Raw genomic sequence first — 17,645 nt, 5'->3', positions numbered from 1 at the left:
TCCTCTACTCATGAAACCCTAAAGAAGTCTCTTGTAAAGAAAGATACTGTTTTACGGGACTACTTGCCTGTGAGTCTTCGTTTTGGCTATCATAGAAGCCAGCAATTCGCCCTTTTTCCACGAGATACGCCCTATCTAGGCATTGATTAATCAGTAACATATCATGAGTAGACATTGCAATGGTCATCTCTCTCTCTTTCAAAGAAAGAATCATTTGGAAAAATTTCGATGCAGAAAAAGGGTCCAAAGCAGAAGTTGGCTCATCGAAGAGAATCGTTCGCGTGTCTAATGCAAGCGTTCTGGCAATAGCAACACGTTGTCTCTGTCCTCCAGATAACTGATGAGGATAGCTTGACATGTGTTCCCGAACTTCTAATAAATTAAGAAGGTCTTCTGCTTTTTCTCTAGCCTCTTCGACCCCTCTTTTTTTGACTACTATCTGTGGATGCACACAATTATCCAATACTGTCATATGTGGAAAAAGTTCGGGCTGTTGAAACACAAATCCTGGAGAGTCTCCCTCAACAAGAATACTTCCCCTAGAAATAGGAGCCAACCCTACTAAAGAACGCAAAATTGTAGTTTTCCCTGATCCACTTCTTCCAATGAATAAAGTGATGCGCCCAGGAAGTAAAGAGAACGATACTTGTGAAATGATCTCTTTGCCATTTACAGTCACAGTCAAATCTTGAACTTTAACAGTCATGAAGTCTCCTTCTCCGACAATCTAGCACAATAAGAAAAAGCAGAGGTCATCATCAAATATAACCCCGCACAAATCAAATACATCTTCATAGGATTCAGCTCTCGAGCCACAATATCTTTTGTTACCTTTGTTAGCTCAGGAACTCCGACTACCATGAGAATGCTACTTTCTTTAATCAGAGAAACAAATTCATTCGTTATAGAAGGCAAAATATTCTTAAAAACTTGGGGATAAAGAATATGCAAAAATATTTGTGGTCCCTTATATCCCAGGACTTTCGCTGCCTCCCATTGCTGAAGAGGAAGTGTGTTAATACCTCCACGAACATTTTCTGCTAAGTATGCTGCAGAATTTAGAGTCAGGGCAATAAGCCCTGCAACAAGCGGAGATAAATTCACTTTTATTAGTGAAGGCAAACCAAAATACACAATTAAAATTTGAATAAATAAAGGAGTCCCCCGAACTGCCATTACATAAAAATTCCCCAAAAACTTAGTTATTCGGCAAGGGAAATATCGAGAATTGATAGTTCCTATCATCCAACCAAGAACAAATCCGCACACTAAGGAAATCGCTGTAATAAACAACGTATAACCACATCCACGAAGAAGTAATTTTGCTGTTAATAAGTAGTGCTCCACTATCTTTTATCCTATTATCAGTGTTGCAAAGAATTCTTGCTGATCATATTGACCCAAAAGTTTTTATAAAAAAAGATTTTCCCAATTAAAAATCTTTTATTGAAAAATTTTTATACAGCTTATGTTCCGAAAAAATAAAAACTCGTGTACATTCTACCCTTTCGGCAATATTTTTTGCTGCCTTCAGAGATATTTTTTAGGACTATATGGATCAACCCTCTCTTTTTCTTATCATGATGGGAGCCCCAGGATCCGGGAAAGGCACCCAATCAAAGCTATTAGCATCTGAGCTGTCTCTCTTGCATATTAGTTCAGGGGATCTGCTTAGGGTCGCAGTCTCTAAAGATACACCTCTTAGTCAAGAAATTAAATCTTGTTTGGATCAAGGCAAGCTACTTCCTGATGAGCTAGTGTGGAAATTAGTTCATGAAAGACTTGATGAACTACAACAAGATACCTTGCTACGAAAACTTTCTTTTCTATCGCATCCTGAGGATGGTGCCGTTTTAGATGGGTTTCCGCGGACTGTAGCTCAAGCAGAGCTTTTACATGAATTTCTTTGTTCGTATTTCCCCGATTATAAAGTAATTCTTCTAGACATCTCTGATAAGGAGATACTTAGTCGCCTAACTTCTCGCTATATATGCCCATCTTGTCAAGGGACTTATAATGAACAACAAGGTTTCTCTTGCTGTCCTCGGTGTTCCGCGACTCTTGTTCGAAGATCTGATGATACTCCAGAGGTAATCCTCAATAGAATTGAAACATATAAGCGAGAAACTCAGCCAGTTCTTGATTATTATGCGAGTATACAGAAACTCGTTACCATCGACGCAAACGCATCAATAGAAGAAGTGTTCAAAAGAATTTTAGATCTCCTAAAACCTGAATACTCTACGTATAAAGAAAGTAACTATGACCACGGTTGTTGTGACTGCGAAGATTAGTCTACAAAGCCCAAAGCTCTCCTTTAGCAAGGAGTTGGATAAGGGAATAAAGAGATCGTGGTTCTTCTAAAATCTATTTGCTAAAAGTTTTTATGCCAGACGTTTTGTTGTCTCCAGTTTGCGATTTATTGTCAGATTCTGCGGGAATAGAAACGCAAATTTTGTTTGGAGAAAGAGTTATTGAGCACAATAATCGTCACTATGCCTATTCCCAACTGTTTTTTTCTTCCTTTTGGCAACCGTATCCAGGGGATTTTTTTAAAGAAATTCCCCTTTTCTCTTCTGAATCCATCTCTCCCAATGCTGTTATATGCTCTCAAGAAGCTTTTTTAGAGCCTTGGCATCTACCTCTTCCTTTTTCTTCTCCGCTTCATATAAGCAGACATGATCAAGTGTCTCTATCTTCAGAAAGCATAGCTTTGCTAAATTCTTTTTCAAAAAAAAATTGTACAAAGGCTTTTTGTTCAGCAAAGCATTTTCGTTTCTTAAATGCTTCTTTCTCTTCAAAAGATTTAGTAGATCTTGCTGAACAATTTATAGAAACTTCTTATGTTTGGGGGGGGCGCTGTGTTCACAAACATCTTCCTCAAAATGGAGTTGATTGTTCAGGATTTATTCAATTGTTGTATCAAGTAGCAGGAAGGAATATCCCTCGTAACGCTAGAGATCAATATAAAGACTGTTCTTCTGTAAAAAATTTTTCACTTTTACCTATAGGAGGCCTTGTTTTCTTAAAAAAAAATACTACAGGACAAATTAATCATGTCATGATGAAAATCTCTGAGAACCAGTTCATACATGCCACAGAGACAAAAGGGAAGGTAGAAAAAGTAACCTTAGGAGATAAATATTTCTTTAAAAGAAATATGTTTTATTCGGAAGAAAAATCCCAGGAAGCTGTGTTTGGGATTCCGAAAAACAGAAAAGCCTTCTTTTAAAAGAAGGCTTTTCTGTTTCAGACACCAGATAAACAACAATTTTATCGTTTGGAAAACTGGAAACTTTTACGAGCTTTCTTACGTCCATACTTCTTACGTTCTTTCTTACGAGGATCTCGAGTTAAAAAGCCCTGAGCTTTTAACTCTTGCTTCATATCTTCTTTCTCTCGCAAGACAGCTCTAGCCAACCCCAATCGAGTTGCGATAACTTGTCCCTGAACGCCCCCACCACTTACTCGAATAATCAAATCAAAACCATTCACATCCCCGAGCATTCTGAGCGGAGCCAAAATTGTTGCTCTTTGCACTTCAAGAGGGAAATACTGCTCTAAAGTCTTTCCATTTACATCAATCTTTCCATTTCCCGAACGAAGACGAACGCTAGAAACAGCCTGTTTTCTTCTGCCTGTTGCAACAGATTCTTGTATCGTATTTTTTGTCACAAATTACTCCAAATTACGCGTCTAAAACAATTGGTTTAATGGCTTCATACTGCGCATAAGAACTACCTTTCACAACTCTCAAAGATTTTATTTGACGTTTTCCGAGTTTAGTCTTAGGCAACATTCCTTTAACAGCATGCTCAATAACATACGCAGGTTTCCGCGCAATCATATTCTCAAAAGGGACCTCTCGCATCCCAGAAATAAAGCCTGTGTAATAGTGATACACCTTTTGAGCTCTTTTCGCTCCAGTTAAACGTACTTTTTCAGCATTGATTACGATGACACCATCTCCCATCGCCACATGAGGAGTAAAAGTCACCTTATGCTTACCTTTCAGGATTTTTGCGACTTCTGAAGATAATCTCCCCAAGGTCTTCCCTTCAGCATTAATCACATACCAGGCTTTGTTTTGCTCGTCCGAAGCCTTCGCTAGGGTCGTTTTCGTATCTTTTCTTTTTTCCATAACTTAAATCACCTTATCAGAGGGAACGATTATAATTTTGATGATTATTTTTTCCAAACAAAAAGCGGTCGCTGTTACCTTCTAAAAAATCTAAAAAAGAAAAATTCAAAAAATTTTTGTCTTTTAGTGCTTAGTCTCTACTAGCATTTCAAAAAACCAACTAATCTTGCTCTGTCAGTTTCAAGAAAGTGCCACTCTCTGACAACAATTGATCCACATAATTGATATCGTAATCAGATTGAATAAATTTGGGATTGTCTAACATAAACTGATGAAAAGGAATAGTCGAATGAACACCGCCTATATGAAATTCTTTCAAAGCCCTTTTCATGATGGCTATAGCCTCTTCTCGATTCTTCCCTTTCGTAATTACCTTAGCAATCATCGAATCATAGTAAGGAGGAATTGCGTAACCGCTATAACAAGCCCCATCTACTCGAACTGCTGGGCCAGCAGGAGGAAGATAATAATCCAAACGACCGGGAGAGGGAGTGAAATTATTACTTGGATCTTCAGCATTAATGCGGCACTGAATAACGTGCCCTTTCATTTCGATATTCTTCTGCTTCCATGGAAGCTTCTCACCTTTAGCAACACCGATCTGTGCCTTCAGAAGATCAATGCCAGTCACTTCTTCCGTAATCGTATGCTCCACTTGAATACGTGTATTCATTTCCATGAAGTAAAAGCGCTTGTCTTTGTCTAATAAAAACTCTATAGTTCCAACTGAAAAATACCCCGCACTCCGAGCTAAATCAACTGCGATTTTCCCAACCTTAACTCGCATTTCTGGAGTTAAAATTGGACTTGGAGTTTCTTCTATTAATTTTTGTCGCCGCCTTTGTACAGTACAGTCCCTTTCTCCAAGATACACATAGTTTCCATGCTTATCCCCGATCACTTGGACTTCTAAATGCCTTGGATTTTCAATAAATTTTTCAATATACACATCAGGGTTATTGAATCCCGCTGCTGCTTCAGCTCTTGCCGCAGAAAAAGCTCTATAAAATTCGTCTTTTTCCCTAACAATACGAATCCCTCGTCCACCACCTCCAGCGACAGCCTTAATTACGATAGGGAATCCAATCTTTTCCGCGATTCTTATCCCCTCTATTTCATCTTTGACAATGCCTTCTGATCCTGGAATAACAGGGCATTTAATTTTTTTAGCTAACTGTTTAGCCGCAACCTTATCCCCCATGGTTGCTATGGACTCAGAGCTGGGCCCAATGAATGTTAGTCCACAACTTTCACAAATAGAGGCAAAGTTTGGATTTTCACTCAAAAAACCATACCCAGGATGCACTGCATCAGCTCCAGTGATTTCACAAGCCGCTAATATATTTGCAATTTTTAGATAGGACTTCGTTGCTTGAGCTTCTCCAATACAAACCGCCTCGTCCGCAAGAAGGACGTGAAGAGCTTCTTGATCAGCTATGGAATAAACAGCAACTGTAGCCAAACCCAGATCATGACAAGCCCGAATAATCCGAACAGCTATTTCGCCTCTATTTGCAATCAAAACTTTCTTCATTAACTAAGCCTTAACTATACGGAATAACTTGGAACCAAACTGAACTGGATCACCGTTAGTAATCAATACCTCTTCAACACGACCAGCCATCCCCGCTTTTACTTCGTTCATAACCTTCATAGCTTCTACAATACAAACAATAGTATCTTCAGAAACAGTATCTCCGGGCTTAACAAATGCTGGAGCTTCTGGAGAAGGAGCTCCATAAAAAGTACCTACTAACGGAGAGGTTATAAAATCCCCTTCAGCAGCATCACTTTCTTTTTTCTCAACACCTTCTTTAACAATGGGGTTGTTGAGATTTTGATCCGCAGGGATGGACCGCTCTTGAGAAAATCCTGCAAACAACCTGTTATCGTAAAAAACGGGATCCTGGATGCCTGTCCCCGACTCTCTTTCTAATTCTAGCTCTAACCCTTCACGTTTGATTGCAATGCGTTTCATGTTGTTACGTCCCATAGCAATCATGAGTTTTTCTATCTGCTTTAAATCCATGTTATCCCTAATTTAGACACGTTGAATGTATTCACATGTACGCGTATCGACCTTAATAACATCCCCTATTTCTACAAAAGGTGGAACCAAAACCTCTACACCCGTCTCTAAAAGAGCTTTCTTAGCTCCTCCAGATAAAGATAAAGAGTCTCCAGGAAAATCTGTCTTGGAAACCATTAATTCCAAGAAATGAGGTAATTCCATGGAAAAAACAACCCCCTCGTGTACCATAGCGGAGACTGTAACGCCAGCTTTTAAGAACATAGCGTTTTCTTTCATAATTTCCTTCGGAATATAAATCTTATCGTAATTTCCCAAGTCTAAGAACAGATAGTTGTCTTCTTCGAGATATAAATACTCTAAGTTTCTCGGTTCAAATTGAGCTTCTTTAATCTCTTGACCAGCCTTAAAGTTCCTCTCAACTATTACGTCAGATCCCGCAGCCTGAAGCGCAGTCTTGATAAAAGTATCTCCCTTATTTCCAGAAACTTTTGAAACAGAAACCACTTTATACAGGCCATCTTTTGTAGAAATAAACATCCCTACTGAAAGTTGGCTACTTAACACCATGTTCTTCCCCTCGAAGTAACAGAACTTTTTCTTTTATGTTTATAGAATCTTTCCCAAAAAAGTAGGAAGCTGCAACTAAAATATCTGCACCTGCTTCCCTACACATACGAGCAGACTCGACATCAATACCACCGTCAACCTCAATCAAGCAGCTCCCCTCCCTTCCAGAAGCCTGTATTGCCTTTTTCACAAATCGAATCTTTTCTATCGTATCAAGAATGAACTTCTGTCCACAAAACCCTGGATGTACAGACATTAACAAAATCACATCACAAAGTGGAATGAAAGTCGTAACAAATTCTATGGAAGTCTCTGGAGAGAAGGCTATTCCTACTTGTACTCCGCACTTTTTAATATAGCTGATAATTTCTTTAAGATTTTCTGCAGCCTCGAAATGCACAACAATACGGTCCGCTCCTGCTTTGACAAATGCCTCGACAAACTCAAAAGGAGTGTAAATCATAGCATGAACTTCAAGGAACAGGTCCGTCGACCGATTAATCGCTGCAACAACCCCCGGACCAAAAGTAATGTTAGGAACAAAATGCCCGTCCATGACGTCGATATGAATAAGATCAGCTCCAGATTCTTGTATATTCCGTGCTTCACTCCCTAAACAAGTCAAATCAGCTCCCATGATGGAGGGAGCTATCAATACTCCTTGTTTTTTCATGATCTTTTTTTGTTCCTTATATAAATGTGCAATCCTTATAGCCTTCGAGACCTTGCAATCAAAGACTGTCACTCTAACAGTAAGAAGGAGTGTACAATGGCAAATATTTTTGGGAAACACAAGAGTTTCTCTTATCTAACAAAGTTTTTCTTATTTAAAAAAATCTTTATAAAAAAGTCTTGCTCCATTTTTACAACTTGTTTACTTCCTAAGAACTGTTCTTCTCACACACTTCAAAGCATACACTCTAAAAAAGCCTCGAAAAGCTTTCTACTTGTAATTTCGACTAATCATTGCCAAAAATATTTTATCATCCACTCCAAAACAACTTAATAAACATGTTTTCCATTGTAAGAATACATGATATCAAACCGAAAAAAAACAAGCTCAGAAACATGTCAAAATGATATTTTATGTAGCATTTTTATAATAAAAAACCCTACTATTGTCCGGAATAAATTTTTATACGAGAAAATGATTATGACAATACCTACTCCAATCGTGGCTTCTTCATCTTCTCCTTCCGATTCTTTCCCAAAGGAAAACGTACACAAAAGTTCCCCCGTCAAGCTTCCATTAGTAGAAGCTATTCAACGAATAGTTGCTTTTGCAGCTTTAATCATTGTGGGAGTAATAGGCCTCTTAGCTCTTTTAGGGCATGTGATCGGATTCCTAATATTTCCTCAAGTATCCATTGTTCTTCTCGTAATGTTTATTATTGCCTTGGCTGGATGTGCTTTTTATTTATATAAAACAGCTCCGTTGCATCTGTACAAAGAGCTTCAAAAGGAAGTCGCTTCGCTGAAAGAAATTAATTTGATGCTGTCCAACCTTCAGAAAGAGTTTCTCAGTTTATCAAAAGAGTTTGCGACAACATCTGAGGACCTTTCTGTAATATCTTTTGATTTCTGTTCTTCTTTACAAAATCTTCAAGATACCTGTGGGAATTTTGAATCCCTATTTAATGATTACAAAGATTCCGTGGAAGAACTACGAAAAATCTTTTCAGGAGAAATGGTCCGGAATCTTACAACTTCTGTTGCCAATCTAAAAAAAGAAGTAGAAGCACTTTCTCCTTTAGCAGAAGAAGTTCGGCATCTGGCAGAAAATAAACAAACGTTAACGGAAACTATTGAAGATCTAAAAATTGTTCGTAACAACTTGACGAAGGAAATCAAACAACTCTCTGATCTTTCAAGCACTCTTGGAGAGCAAATTAAACAACAAAGGGAAGAGAACGAGAAACAAAAGGAAGAGAATGAAAAATTATGCTTAAGCATAAAAGATGCTCTCAGCCAATCTCATAGAGCTGTCGCATCTCCTGAAGATCCCGACGCTTAAATATCTATAAGATCTATAAGTTCAATTCTTTGCGATGAGAATTGAACTTATTCCAAAAAGTATTCTTAAAAGAGGCTTTTTTTCTGTTTATTAATGACAACGATGAGAGAAGCAGGACTTATGCTTCCCACACACACAATGTATTTCTTAAAACAAAGAAATTAGTGAAAAAAGAGAGAAAATTTCCTTCTTTTTTTGTTTCAAAACTACTAAAAAATTCCTACTGACTATTCGATCTAGGACGTCGCCCTACCTTATTGATATCATCAAAAGCACCAGCGACATCATCCCCTATAGAACAAAGATAACCACCAACTGCTTTTGTTGATGAATCAATCCCTTCCTGCGTTGACTGAGCTAGAACCAAGTCTTCTTCCTTTTTCTTTTTTCCAACAAAATCTTTGGATATCTCCTCAAGCTTTGATGAAACCTGCTCCTTACAGCGAATTCCCGATAAAGAGTCCCATAACACCATAGCAGCACAAATCAGCCCTGACAAAGCTGTTGTTAATATGAACAAGTACGGCAGAACAGATGTGGTTACGCTAAACAATGCAACAGCAGCCAGTGCCATCAAACATCCTGAAGCAAAGAAAGAAAACAGGGATATCGCTACAGTAGCTACTCTCTTCAGAACATTCAGGCATTTACATTCAAGGAATTTATCTACGACAGGAAGATTTTCTGTTCCTCCTGATGAAGTTTTCTCACAATAAATCATTTTCTATCCCATTATTCAATATCACTTTTTGTTATCAAAAAGGTCTTCGCTTTAGAAAAATCTAAGCGAATAGAAGACAACCACTCGGGGTCTTTAATAATCATAAATAGAATATACGCAGCACAAAAGAAGCTTGCTAATGTTACCGCTGCTAAACAGCCTAAAGGCCCTATAGGGGTGGCACCAGCACATATAGCGACCAATGATAACACGAATAAAGACCCATTTAAAGCCAGTGCAGCAAGAGTAGTTATAAGTTTAGCAACACGAACAACTGCTCTCACCACACGACCCAATTCGTATCTTCCGAGACGATTTTCAACCACATCACTATCTCTTTTCACACACGGTATCATCACGTCTCCTACAAATTTTATCCGATTGTCAGAACAGAGTCCTCTAACCCATCCTTACCTTTAACAAATAATACAGACGGCTCTATTTTTGGTAATGATGGTTTCAAAGGACATCCTAACCCATGGCGCTCTAGAACCTCTAGAGTTGATATACAGAACACCACAATCCCTAAAAGAAGAGCTACTATCCCAGCGGAAAAGGAAAACCAACCAGCTACACAACAACCAGCTATTAACGCCATAATCCCTAAAACAAGACAAGCCATTGAAACAATCACACCAAACACTCCAGACGCAGCCTGAACTTTATCTCGAGTGCTCCCATTGGTCATTAAAGACCGAACGGGAACCGTTATCTTATCCAAACACAAATTGTCTCTACATAACTGTTTGATACAATCCATAAAAATTCCTCCACCTTTTGTCTTTAGAAGACATTATATTCAAGGCATTTTTTAAAAGGGCGTCAACGTATTACCACACCCTATTTTTTTTATAAATTGAGTTCTTACATACCGATGACTTCAAGATTATAGCTTCAGATTTTGTTCTTACTTCAATGAGGTCTGATTGTTTTACAGCAGAAGTTATTCCAAGATAAAATCTGCGATCGATACATCTGATCTCTTGTTGCAGCTTCTACAGTCAGAATCCCACCAACTAAGGCTCCTCCCAAGAAAAACGCCCCTGCTCCAAAGAAAAGGGCTGAAAGTACAAATGGGGCTGGGGAACAAATCACCCCGGCAAATAACAATCCGGCAACTACTAAAAGGACTATGGATAGCAAGACAGTCAAAGCAACCGCAGTCAACTTCTGTGCTGTCGGTGATACATTCTTCGGATTTAAGCTTTTTTCTAGAAGATCTATTCTTTCCAAGTTGAGCCGATATTTTGTGCCGCAAATTTTCCCCATAAATTCCCCCGAAGCTTTTATGCTCATCTTGGTTCAAACAAAAATTCATTAAATTAAATGATTTCGAGGAAAAATTGTAGCTAAAAATTTATTTAAAATAAATCTTTTTAATAAAAATAAAAATCTGAAAAAATTTTTCTAAGATTTACGCAGAACGCTAATTGTTAAGATTTTTAAAAGTTCACACACAAAAAAACTTAGGGTGAATTTGGAGCAACAAGAGCCATCTTTTTTCTTAAAACCTTTAAGAAAGTATAGGAGGACTCTTCAAAAAGTAGGCCCTCTTTGGATAAAATTTCCTCGGCTTTATCGAAATGCTGCTTAGCTCGAACATAATCGCATCTATCGCAAAGAATTTTACAAAACTGTAGCCGCAAGGAAAGATCCTCAGGAGCATCATTCACGCTCTGTTCTAAAAGACTCACTCCTTCCTTCACCAACCCCAGCTCCAACGCTGTTGCCGCAAGCTTTAAACGCAAAGAACAACTTTTGGGGAATTTTTCTGCAATCGTAAGAAGTTTTTTTCGATAGGCTAACGTTTCCTGATACGTTGTTCCAGAATCTATAAACAACACTCCCAAAGCCTCAGATGAAATATAACCTTGAAGATAGTCATGTACGACAGAGCCTTTACAATCCCTATCTGTAGATTTTTTTAAAAGAGACTCCCCTTCTCTTTTTCTTCCAGAAAGAATATATGTGATACCTAACAAATCCAGGATTTGCTCATCCGACAGATATTCTTTAGCTTTCTCATAAGCTTGAGATGCCTTCAAGAACTCCCCTTTTTGTAAAAAGAAAGCCCCTCTATTCATAAAAGTTAGGCCTATTAATTCTGATTGAGAACGCACTCGTAACAAAGAGCTTTTTATATATTCACAATATCTTTCTGTGGGGATATGTCTGCCACCAGAAGTTGTTTCAATATTCACAATCTCCTTGTAACGCAAGTAAATGTGTCCAGGAGGAGTCACTGCTTCTAGAGAAAGATCAAGTCGCTGAGCAACAGCCTGATAAAGTACGGCACTCCCTAAACATACACCAAATTTACTGTCGGCAACTGCTGCTAACTCTGAAAACCGACTTTCAAACATCTCTTTTTTTGCAGGATAACGCAAACCTTCTTCTTGAAAAAGAATGGTATTAATTGCTTCTATAGTTGCCAGATCCACTCGCGTTATATCTTTGCAAGCTGCATTCACCAAACGCTCTCTTTCAACATACGCGCGCAAAGCAAGCACATCTAAATATAGAGAATAATATCGAGCTTTTTGCACTCCTACAGAAGGATCCATTAATACTAATGCTTGCACTAAGTCCTCCGTCAGCTTAGAAGACAGGGAAACTTTCGGCAAAACGAGTTTCGAAAAAATGGCCTCTTCGACATCAGAAAACAAGTAGTCAGTATCTCTTGACGCTAAAATGCATTTAGCAAAGATCGGCACATCTTCTTGAGAAAGCTGAGGGAATAAAAACAATAACCGCTCAACACTCGATGCATCCTGATTAACGACAAAGCAAGCACAAATAGACTCTAAACAATAAGGATCTATATTCCAGAAATGTCTCGAGCTTTCCAAAGAGACAGAAGCCCCCTGAAGCCCCCTTGTTGGCACGCAAATTGTAAATAACAGAATTTTTGTTATCCCAATAAACCTAACCCAGTGCCAACACACACAAACATCCTATACAGCGGTATTCGTCTTAACTTTAAAAACAACAATATCTTTAGCCATAGTTAACTCTACAGACATCCCTGATTTAATGTCGCCTTTCAAAAGAGCTTTAGAAAGCATAGTCACGATTTTTTGCTGTATCAAACGCTTTAAGGGCCGTGCTCCGAAAGCACTGTCGTAACCTTGCTCGCTAAGGAAAAGAACCACAGAATCATCCCACGTTAAAGAAATTTTTCTTTCTAATAAACGTAAAGCGACCCGCTTCATTTGAATACCTACAATCTTCACAATATCCTCGGTAGTCAAAGGCACAAACGGAAGGATCTCATCAATTCGGTTGATAAATTCTGGACTGAAGTAATTTTTTAGCGCAGGAGCAACAACAGATAATACGGTCTCTTTGTCTACAAGACTTCCTTTTTTTGCACAATAATTGGCTAGCTCCTGCGAACCGATATTAGATGTCATAATAAAAAGCGCATTTTTACAATTCACTTTACGCTTCTTACTATCCGTGAGGATCCCGTCGTCAAAAATTTGCAATAAAATATTGAAGACCTCTTTATCAGCTTTTTCTATCTCATCAAAAAGTACTACAGAATAAGGTCTTCTCCTAAGAGCTTCTGAGAGACTCCCACCTTCCTCGTATCCCACATACCCCGGAGGTGATCCTATTAACTTCGAAACAGAGTGTTTTTCCATGTATTCGGTCATATCAAACCGAATCATAGCCTCTTCTTTGTTAAACAAAAGTTCTGCTAAAGCCTTTGCAAGTTCTGTTTTTCCAACTCCTGTTGGACCAAGAAAAAGAAACACCCCTAATGGACGCTGAGGATCACTCAAGCCAACTCGCGCAGCTCGAATTGAATCACTAACCGCTGCAACAGCAAAAGGCTGCCCAACCACCCGCTCTTCCAAAGATTCCTCTAAGACCAGTAACTTTTCCGATTCTCCTTCCAACATTTTCTGAACAGGAATCCCCGTCCAATTTGCAACAACCTGAGCAATCAACCGCTCATCAACTTCTTCTTGCAAAAGGCGCTCATCTCTTTGATTTAAAGCCTCTTCAGCTAAACGAATTTCTTTTTCAAGTGAAGGAATCAAACTATATCGAAGCTCTGCTACTCGATTATAATCCGCTGTCCGTTCAGCTTCTTCTTCTGCAAACTTCAGATTCTCTAACGAATTTTTCTTTTCTTTCAGCCCAGAAATTAATCCTTTCTCTTCATCCCAGCGCAACCGCAAAGCAGCCAGTTCTTCTTTAACTCGATCTATAGCTTTCTGCATCTCTTCAGCTTCTTCTTTATAAGCAGGAGCCTGCTCACGCTTGATAGCCTCCTGCTTGACAATCAATGCAGACAGCTCTCTTTCTTTCTCATCTATGGGCAAAGGAAGACTTCCTATCTGCATGCGAATCAAACTTGCTGCTTCGTCAATTAAATCGATAGCCTTATCAGGAAGAAAACGATCTGTTATATAGCGATAGGAAAGAACTACGGCAGCATTCAATGCCCCTTCAGTGATACGTACCCCGTGAAAAATTTCATATTTTTCTCTTAAGCCCCTAAGGATAAAAACAGCATCTTCTAAGGAGGGCTCGGTGACAAAAATAGGCTGAAAACGTCTTTCTAAAGCAGCATCTTTCTCAATATATTTTTGGTATTCATTCAGAGTCGTTGCACCAACACAATGCAAAGTCCCCCTCGCTAAAGCTGGCTTCAACAAATTTGCTGCATCCATTGCCCCATCTGTAGCTCCAGCTCCAACTAAAGTATGCACCTCGTCGATAAATAAAATACATGCTCCTTCAGAGGCTTCCACCCCTTTTAAAACACTTTTTAAACGCTCTTCAAATTCTCCTCGATATTTGGCCCCAGCAATCAGAGCCCCCATATCTAATACATAAAGCTGCTTATCTTTTAAGCTTTCCGGAATATCTCCCTGTACGATCCGAAGCGCCAAGCCTTCGGCAATTGCAGTCTTCCCAACCCCCGGTTCTCCTATCAACATAGGATTGTTCTTTGTTCGTCTAGAAAGCACCTGAATTGTACGTCTAATCTCTTCATCACGACCAATTACAGGGTCAAGCTTCCCTTCTTTTGCAAGAGCAGTTAAATTTTTACAGTATTTTTCTAATCCTTTAAGATTCTCCTCAGCGCTCGGTGAGTCCATACGACTTCCTTGTCTCAATTTAATAATCAACTCTTTCAAAGCCTCGGGAGACGTCTTTACGGTCTTTCTCCAAGAAGCAAAAGGCTCCTTAGTTGAACGCCAAAAAGCTAATAATAAGTGGTCTCCTGAAAGATATTTATCCCCCATACTGCGTGCTTCTTCATGAGCATTCAGCAATAGCCGTTGTAAACCTGGAGAGATTTTTGGTGTAATACTTCCTTCAACTACGGTCGGCTCTCTATGCAAAGCATCGTCTACAGCGGACATCAACAAGTTAAGATTGCCATGCATATCCTTGATAACTAAACAAAACAAGGAGCTGGGATTTTGAAGAAGATTTTTCAATAAATGATTTTCTGTCACATACGAATGCTTAGAATCTCGAGCCAATTCAAAAGCCTTTTCTAAAGCCTCGCTTACCGCATCAGAAAACTTCTCCATAAGCACCTTTTACCAAAACTTTTACTTTTGCAGAAAACTTTCTCATTCCTTCCCGAAAGCTAGAGATTCTCTATCTTACGGGTCAATAAACAGACCTCATATCCATACAGTTTAATCCTCTTACAGTCAATAAAAGAGCTCTGGTAATTTTTATCAGAACAGCTTCTGGTAAAAAACTTGATTAGAAATCATTGATGATCAAAACTGCTCCCTTTCTTTCAAGGTGTGGACTAAAAGGAGAATTTGTTCACTACTGACCATAAATTGTATCCCCCAAGGAGCCCATATGACAACCCCTTCCCCGGTTTCACAAACAGCACTGCCTTCTAGAGAAGATATTTCCCCAACAGATCGTTGGGATACTGCAAGTTTGTATGAGAGTCGTGAAGCCTGGAAAGAAGATTTAAAAAAAGTGGGAGCGGCAGAAGCTCCGTTCTGGCCTCATCTTAACGAGAAAAATTTTCATATAGAAGATCCAGGCTCTCTTCATAAGCTATTAACAACAGTTTTTGCTATTGAGAGAAATTTGGACAAGCTATACGTTTACGCTCATCTCATTCATGATGAAAATATAGCTAATCAAGAATCTGCCGCGGATCTTAAATCCATTACTTATTTGCTCACCTCTTTTTCAGAAGAGATCTCTTGGATTCAACCTGCTCTCACAGCCCTTCCAGAAGAAAATTCTAAAAAACTTCTTGATTCTCCCGTTCTTCAAGAATACCACTTCTATCTAAAAAAAATATTTCGTCTAGCTTCACACACAGGGTCTTCTCGAGAAGAAAAAATTCTAGCTTCCGCCTTCCCTGCTTTGGAAGTATCCTATAAGACATTTTCTAGCTTGACAGATTCAGAAATTCCTTTTGGCGAAGCTATCGATTCAGAAGGGAAATCTCATCCTCTATCTCATGCTCTAGCCTCTCTCTACATGCAATCTAATGATCGAGCATTACGACAAAGCACTTATCAAAAGCAGTGTGAACGTTATCACAGCTACCGTTTATCCCTTGCTAACTTACTTAATGGAAAAATCCAAGCACACCTTTTTAAGGCTAAAGCTCACAATTATCACTCGTGTTTGGAAGCAGCTTTGTTTCAAAATGATATTAGTACTAGTGTGGTTACAACGCTCATTAGCACTGTAAAACAACATACTCATTTGATTACAAAATATTTTCAACTAAAACAAAAAGCTCTTTCTTTACCAGATTTTCACTTCTACGATGTCTATGCTCCATTAGTTGTTAGCGAAGCCTCTCGAGCATATTCCTATGAGGAAGGCGTGTCCTTGATCTATGACAGCTTAACTCCTTTAGGAGACGAGTATGTAGAAGTTCTGCGCAAGGGTCTCTTATCCGATAGATGGGTTGATAAGTATGAAAGTGCTAATAAGCGTTCTGGTGCGTACTCGTCTGGATGTTATGACAGCAAGCCCTTTATCCTTTTAAACTATACGGGAACGCTTTATGACGTTTCGGTGATTGCACACGAAGTAGGACATAGCATGCACTCGTTCTTGAGTCACAAACACCAGTCTTACCATGAAGCGCAATATCCTATTTTTTTGGCTGAAATTGCCTCAACTTTGAACGAGACATTACTAATGGAGTCTCTGTTAAAAAAAGCTCCTTCTAAAGAAGAGAAAATCGCAATCCTTTCTCGATCTTTAGACACGATTTTTGCAACTTTATTCCGCCAGACGTTATTTGCAGCTTTTGAATTAGAAATTCATTCTGCAGCGGAGCAAGGGATCCCTTTAACGGAAGAATTCTTCTCCTCATGCTATAACAAGCTTCAACAAACTTTTTATGGAGATTGTGTAACATTTGATGAACTCAGCTCCATAGAATGGGCTCGCATTCCACATTTTTACTATAACTTCTATGTTTATCAGTATGCAACGGGGATTGTCGCTTCCTTATGCTTTTCTGAAAAAATTCTTTCCAAAGAACCCGGGGCTCAAGAAGCATATCTTACATTTTTGCAAAGTGGGGGATCAGATTTCCCTATTGAAATTTTGAAAAAATCCGGGCTAGATATGACCTCTCAAGCTCCTATGCTCAAAGCTTTTTCTTACATCGAGCGGAAATTAGAAGAACTCGCGAATCTTTTATAATTTTTTTAAAATAGCAGTTGAAGCACTCAACTGCTAAACTTATTGCAAAAAAGCTATGGCTTTGTTATCGTTGCTCCTCTGAACGCTCTGGCGTTCAAATCCCTACGTTGATGGCAAGAAAGGCCGAGCAACGGGGCCTCATAGAATATGAAAATACGAGGAGCTTAAACATGTCAGACCAAGCAACGACCCTCAAGATTAAACCTTTGGGAGATAGAATTTTAGTTAAAAGAGAAGAAGAAGCTTCCACTGCAAGAGGCGGAATCATTCTTCCTGATACCGCCAAGAAAAAACAAGATAGAGCCGAGGTTCTAGCTTTAGGAACAGGCAAAAAAGATGATAACGGGCAGCAACTTCCTTTTGAAGTTCAAGTTGGTGACGTTGTTTTAATTGACAAGTATTCTGGCCAAGAGCTCACTATCGACGGCGAAGAGTATGTTATCGTTCAAATGAGCGAAGTTATCGCAGTTTTGCAATAAGAACCAAGAAAGTGAAG

The 17,645-nt window shown here is 38.9% G+C and carries 19 protein-coding genes; 5 read left to right on the top strand and 14 right to left on the bottom strand.

Translation table 11 applies throughout. From position 1 onward, the window contains the following. Positions 1-4: 4 nt before the first annotated feature. Both IJ490_RS02985 and IJ490_RS02980 read right to left on the bottom strand, forming a co-directional pair. Positions 5-706, bottom strand: coding sequence for an ATP-binding cassette domain-containing protein (locus IJ490_RS02985; protein WP_291893788.1), 702 nt, complete (start codon positions 704-706; stop codon positions 5-7). Next, positions 703-1,347 (bottom strand): amino acid ABC transporter permease, encoded by a 645-nt coding sequence (locus IJ490_RS02980; protein ID WP_291893785.1) that lies wholly within the window; start codon positions 1,345-1,347, stop codon positions 703-705. Before IJ490_RS02980 ends, IJ490_RS02985 begins: the two co-directional genes overlap by 4 nt. A gap of 206 nt (positions 1,348-1,553) precedes the next feature. Here IJ490_RS02980 and IJ490_RS02975 point away from each other — a divergent pair, with 206 nt between their 5' ends. Both IJ490_RS02975 and IJ490_RS02970 read left to right on the top strand, forming a co-directional pair. Beyond that, complete coding sequence (locus IJ490_RS02975; protein ID WP_291893782.1) at positions 1,554-2,294, top strand: adenylate kinase; 741 nt, start codon at positions 1,554-1,556, stop codon at positions 2,292-2,294. 92 nt (positions 2,295-2,386) lie between these two features. Continuing rightward, positions 2,387-3,232: a C40 family peptidase gene (locus IJ490_RS02970; protein ID WP_291893779.1), complete on the top strand. Its 846-nt coding sequence runs from the start codon at positions 2,387-2,389 to the stop codon at positions 3,230-3,232. A 41-nt stretch (positions 3,233-3,273) separates the two neighbouring features. Here IJ490_RS02970 and rpsI read toward each other — a convergent pair whose 3' ends face one another. From rpsI to rpe, 6 genes are all read right to left on the bottom strand, one after another. Further along, positions 3,274-3,675, bottom strand: a complete 402-nt coding sequence (gene rpsI, locus IJ490_RS02965; RefSeq protein ID WP_291893775.1) for a 30S ribosomal protein S9 — start codon at positions 3,673-3,675, stop codon at positions 3,274-3,276. 13 nt (positions 3,676-3,688) lie between these two features. Continuing rightward, positions 3,689-4,141: a 50S ribosomal protein L13 gene (rplM, locus tag IJ490_RS02960; RefSeq protein WP_291893773.1), complete on the bottom strand. Its 453-nt coding sequence runs from the start codon at positions 4,139-4,141 to the stop codon at positions 3,689-3,691. Positions 4,142-4,301: 160 nt separating this feature from the next. Further along, positions 4,302-5,675 (bottom strand): acetyl-CoA carboxylase biotin carboxylase subunit, encoded by a 1,374-nt coding sequence (accC, locus tag IJ490_RS02955; protein ID WP_291893770.1) that lies wholly within the window; start codon positions 5,673-5,675, stop codon positions 4,302-4,304. 3 nt (positions 5,676-5,678) lie between these two features. Next, positions 5,679-6,170, bottom strand: coding sequence for an acetyl-CoA carboxylase biotin carboxyl carrier protein (gene accB / locus IJ490_RS02950; protein ID WP_291893767.1), 492 nt, complete (start codon positions 6,168-6,170; stop codon positions 5,679-5,681). A 12-nt stretch (positions 6,171-6,182) separates the two neighbouring features. Then, the gene (locus IJ490_RS02945) at positions 6,183-6,740 is read right to left on the bottom strand and encodes an elongation factor P (RefSeq protein WP_291893764.1); all 558 of its coding nucleotides are present in this window, start codon (positions 6,738-6,740) and stop codon (positions 6,183-6,185) included. Beyond that, complete coding sequence (rpe, locus tag IJ490_RS02940) at positions 6,727-7,413, bottom strand: ribulose-phosphate 3-epimerase (protein ID WP_291893761.1); 687 nt, start codon at positions 7,411-7,413, stop codon at positions 6,727-6,729. The genes IJ490_RS02945 and rpe overlap by 14 nt, the downstream gene beginning before the upstream one ends. A gap of 480 nt (positions 7,414-7,893) precedes the next feature. Here rpe and IJ490_RS02935 point away from each other — a divergent pair, with 480 nt between their 5' ends. Further along, positions 7,894-8,754, top strand: a complete 861-nt coding sequence (locus IJ490_RS02935) for a hypothetical protein (RefSeq protein WP_291893757.1) — start codon at positions 7,894-7,896, stop codon at positions 8,752-8,754. Positions 8,755-8,974: 220 nt separating this feature from the next. On the opposite strand, the gene IJ490_RS02930 is transcribed toward IJ490_RS02935, so the two are convergent. The 6 genes from IJ490_RS02930 to IJ490_RS02905 all read right to left on the bottom strand — a co-directional run bounded on the left by IJ490_RS02930 (position 8,975) and on the right by IJ490_RS02905 (position 15,033). After that, complete coding sequence (locus IJ490_RS02930; RefSeq protein ID WP_291893754.1) at positions 8,975-9,475, bottom strand: hypothetical protein; 501 nt, start codon at positions 9,473-9,475, stop codon at positions 8,975-8,977. Between the two features lie 11 nt (positions 9,476-9,486). Beyond that, positions 9,487-9,831, bottom strand: a complete 345-nt coding sequence (gene incF, locus IJ490_RS02925) for an inclusion membrane protein IncF (protein ID WP_291893826.1) — start codon at positions 9,829-9,831, stop codon at positions 9,487-9,489. Between the two features lie 17 nt (positions 9,832-9,848). Continuing rightward, positions 9,849-10,235: an inclusion membrane protein IncE gene (gene incE, locus IJ490_RS02920; protein WP_291893751.1), complete on the bottom strand. Its 387-nt coding sequence runs from the start codon at positions 10,233-10,235 to the stop codon at positions 9,849-9,851. Between the two features lie 152 nt (positions 10,236-10,387). Then, on the bottom strand, positions 10,388-10,771 hold the full coding sequence (gene incD, locus IJ490_RS02915) for an inclusion membrane protein IncD (protein WP_291893748.1): 384 nt from the start codon (positions 10,769-10,771) through the stop codon (positions 10,388-10,390). A 170-nt stretch (positions 10,772-10,941) separates the two neighbouring features. Next, positions 10,942-12,366, bottom strand: coding sequence for a transglutaminase family protein (locus IJ490_RS02910; protein WP_291893823.1), 1,425 nt, complete (start codon positions 12,364-12,366; stop codon positions 10,942-10,944). A 63-nt stretch (positions 12,367-12,429) separates the two neighbouring features. Beyond that, positions 12,430-15,033, bottom strand: coding sequence for an AAA family ATPase (locus IJ490_RS02905; RefSeq protein WP_291893745.1), 2,604 nt, complete (start codon positions 15,031-15,033; stop codon positions 12,430-12,432). Positions 15,034-15,319: 286 nt separating this feature from the next. Between IJ490_RS02905 and pepF the strand changes: the two genes are divergently transcribed. Both pepF and IJ490_RS02895 read left to right on the top strand, forming a co-directional pair. Then, positions 15,320-17,149 carry an oligoendopeptidase F gene (gene pepF, locus IJ490_RS02900; RefSeq protein ID WP_291893742.1) on the top strand — a complete coding sequence of 610 codons (1,830 nt, stop codon included), beginning with the start codon at positions 15,320-15,322 and terminating at the stop codon, positions 17,147-17,149. Positions 17,150-17,319: 170 nt separating this feature from the next. Continuing rightward, a complete protein-coding gene (locus tag IJ490_RS02895) occupies positions 17,320-17,628 on the top strand; it encodes a co-chaperone GroES (RefSeq protein WP_291893740.1) in 309 nt (102 codons plus the stop codon). Positions 17,629-17,645 lie beyond the last annotated feature (17 nt).

The sequence above is a fragment of the Chlamydia sp. genome (assembly GCF_017472245.1).
Classification (GTDB): Bacteria; Chlamydiota; Chlamydiia; order Chlamydiales; family Chlamydiaceae; genus Chlamydia.
This window is presented reverse-complemented; position numbering and strand designations above follow the sequence as displayed.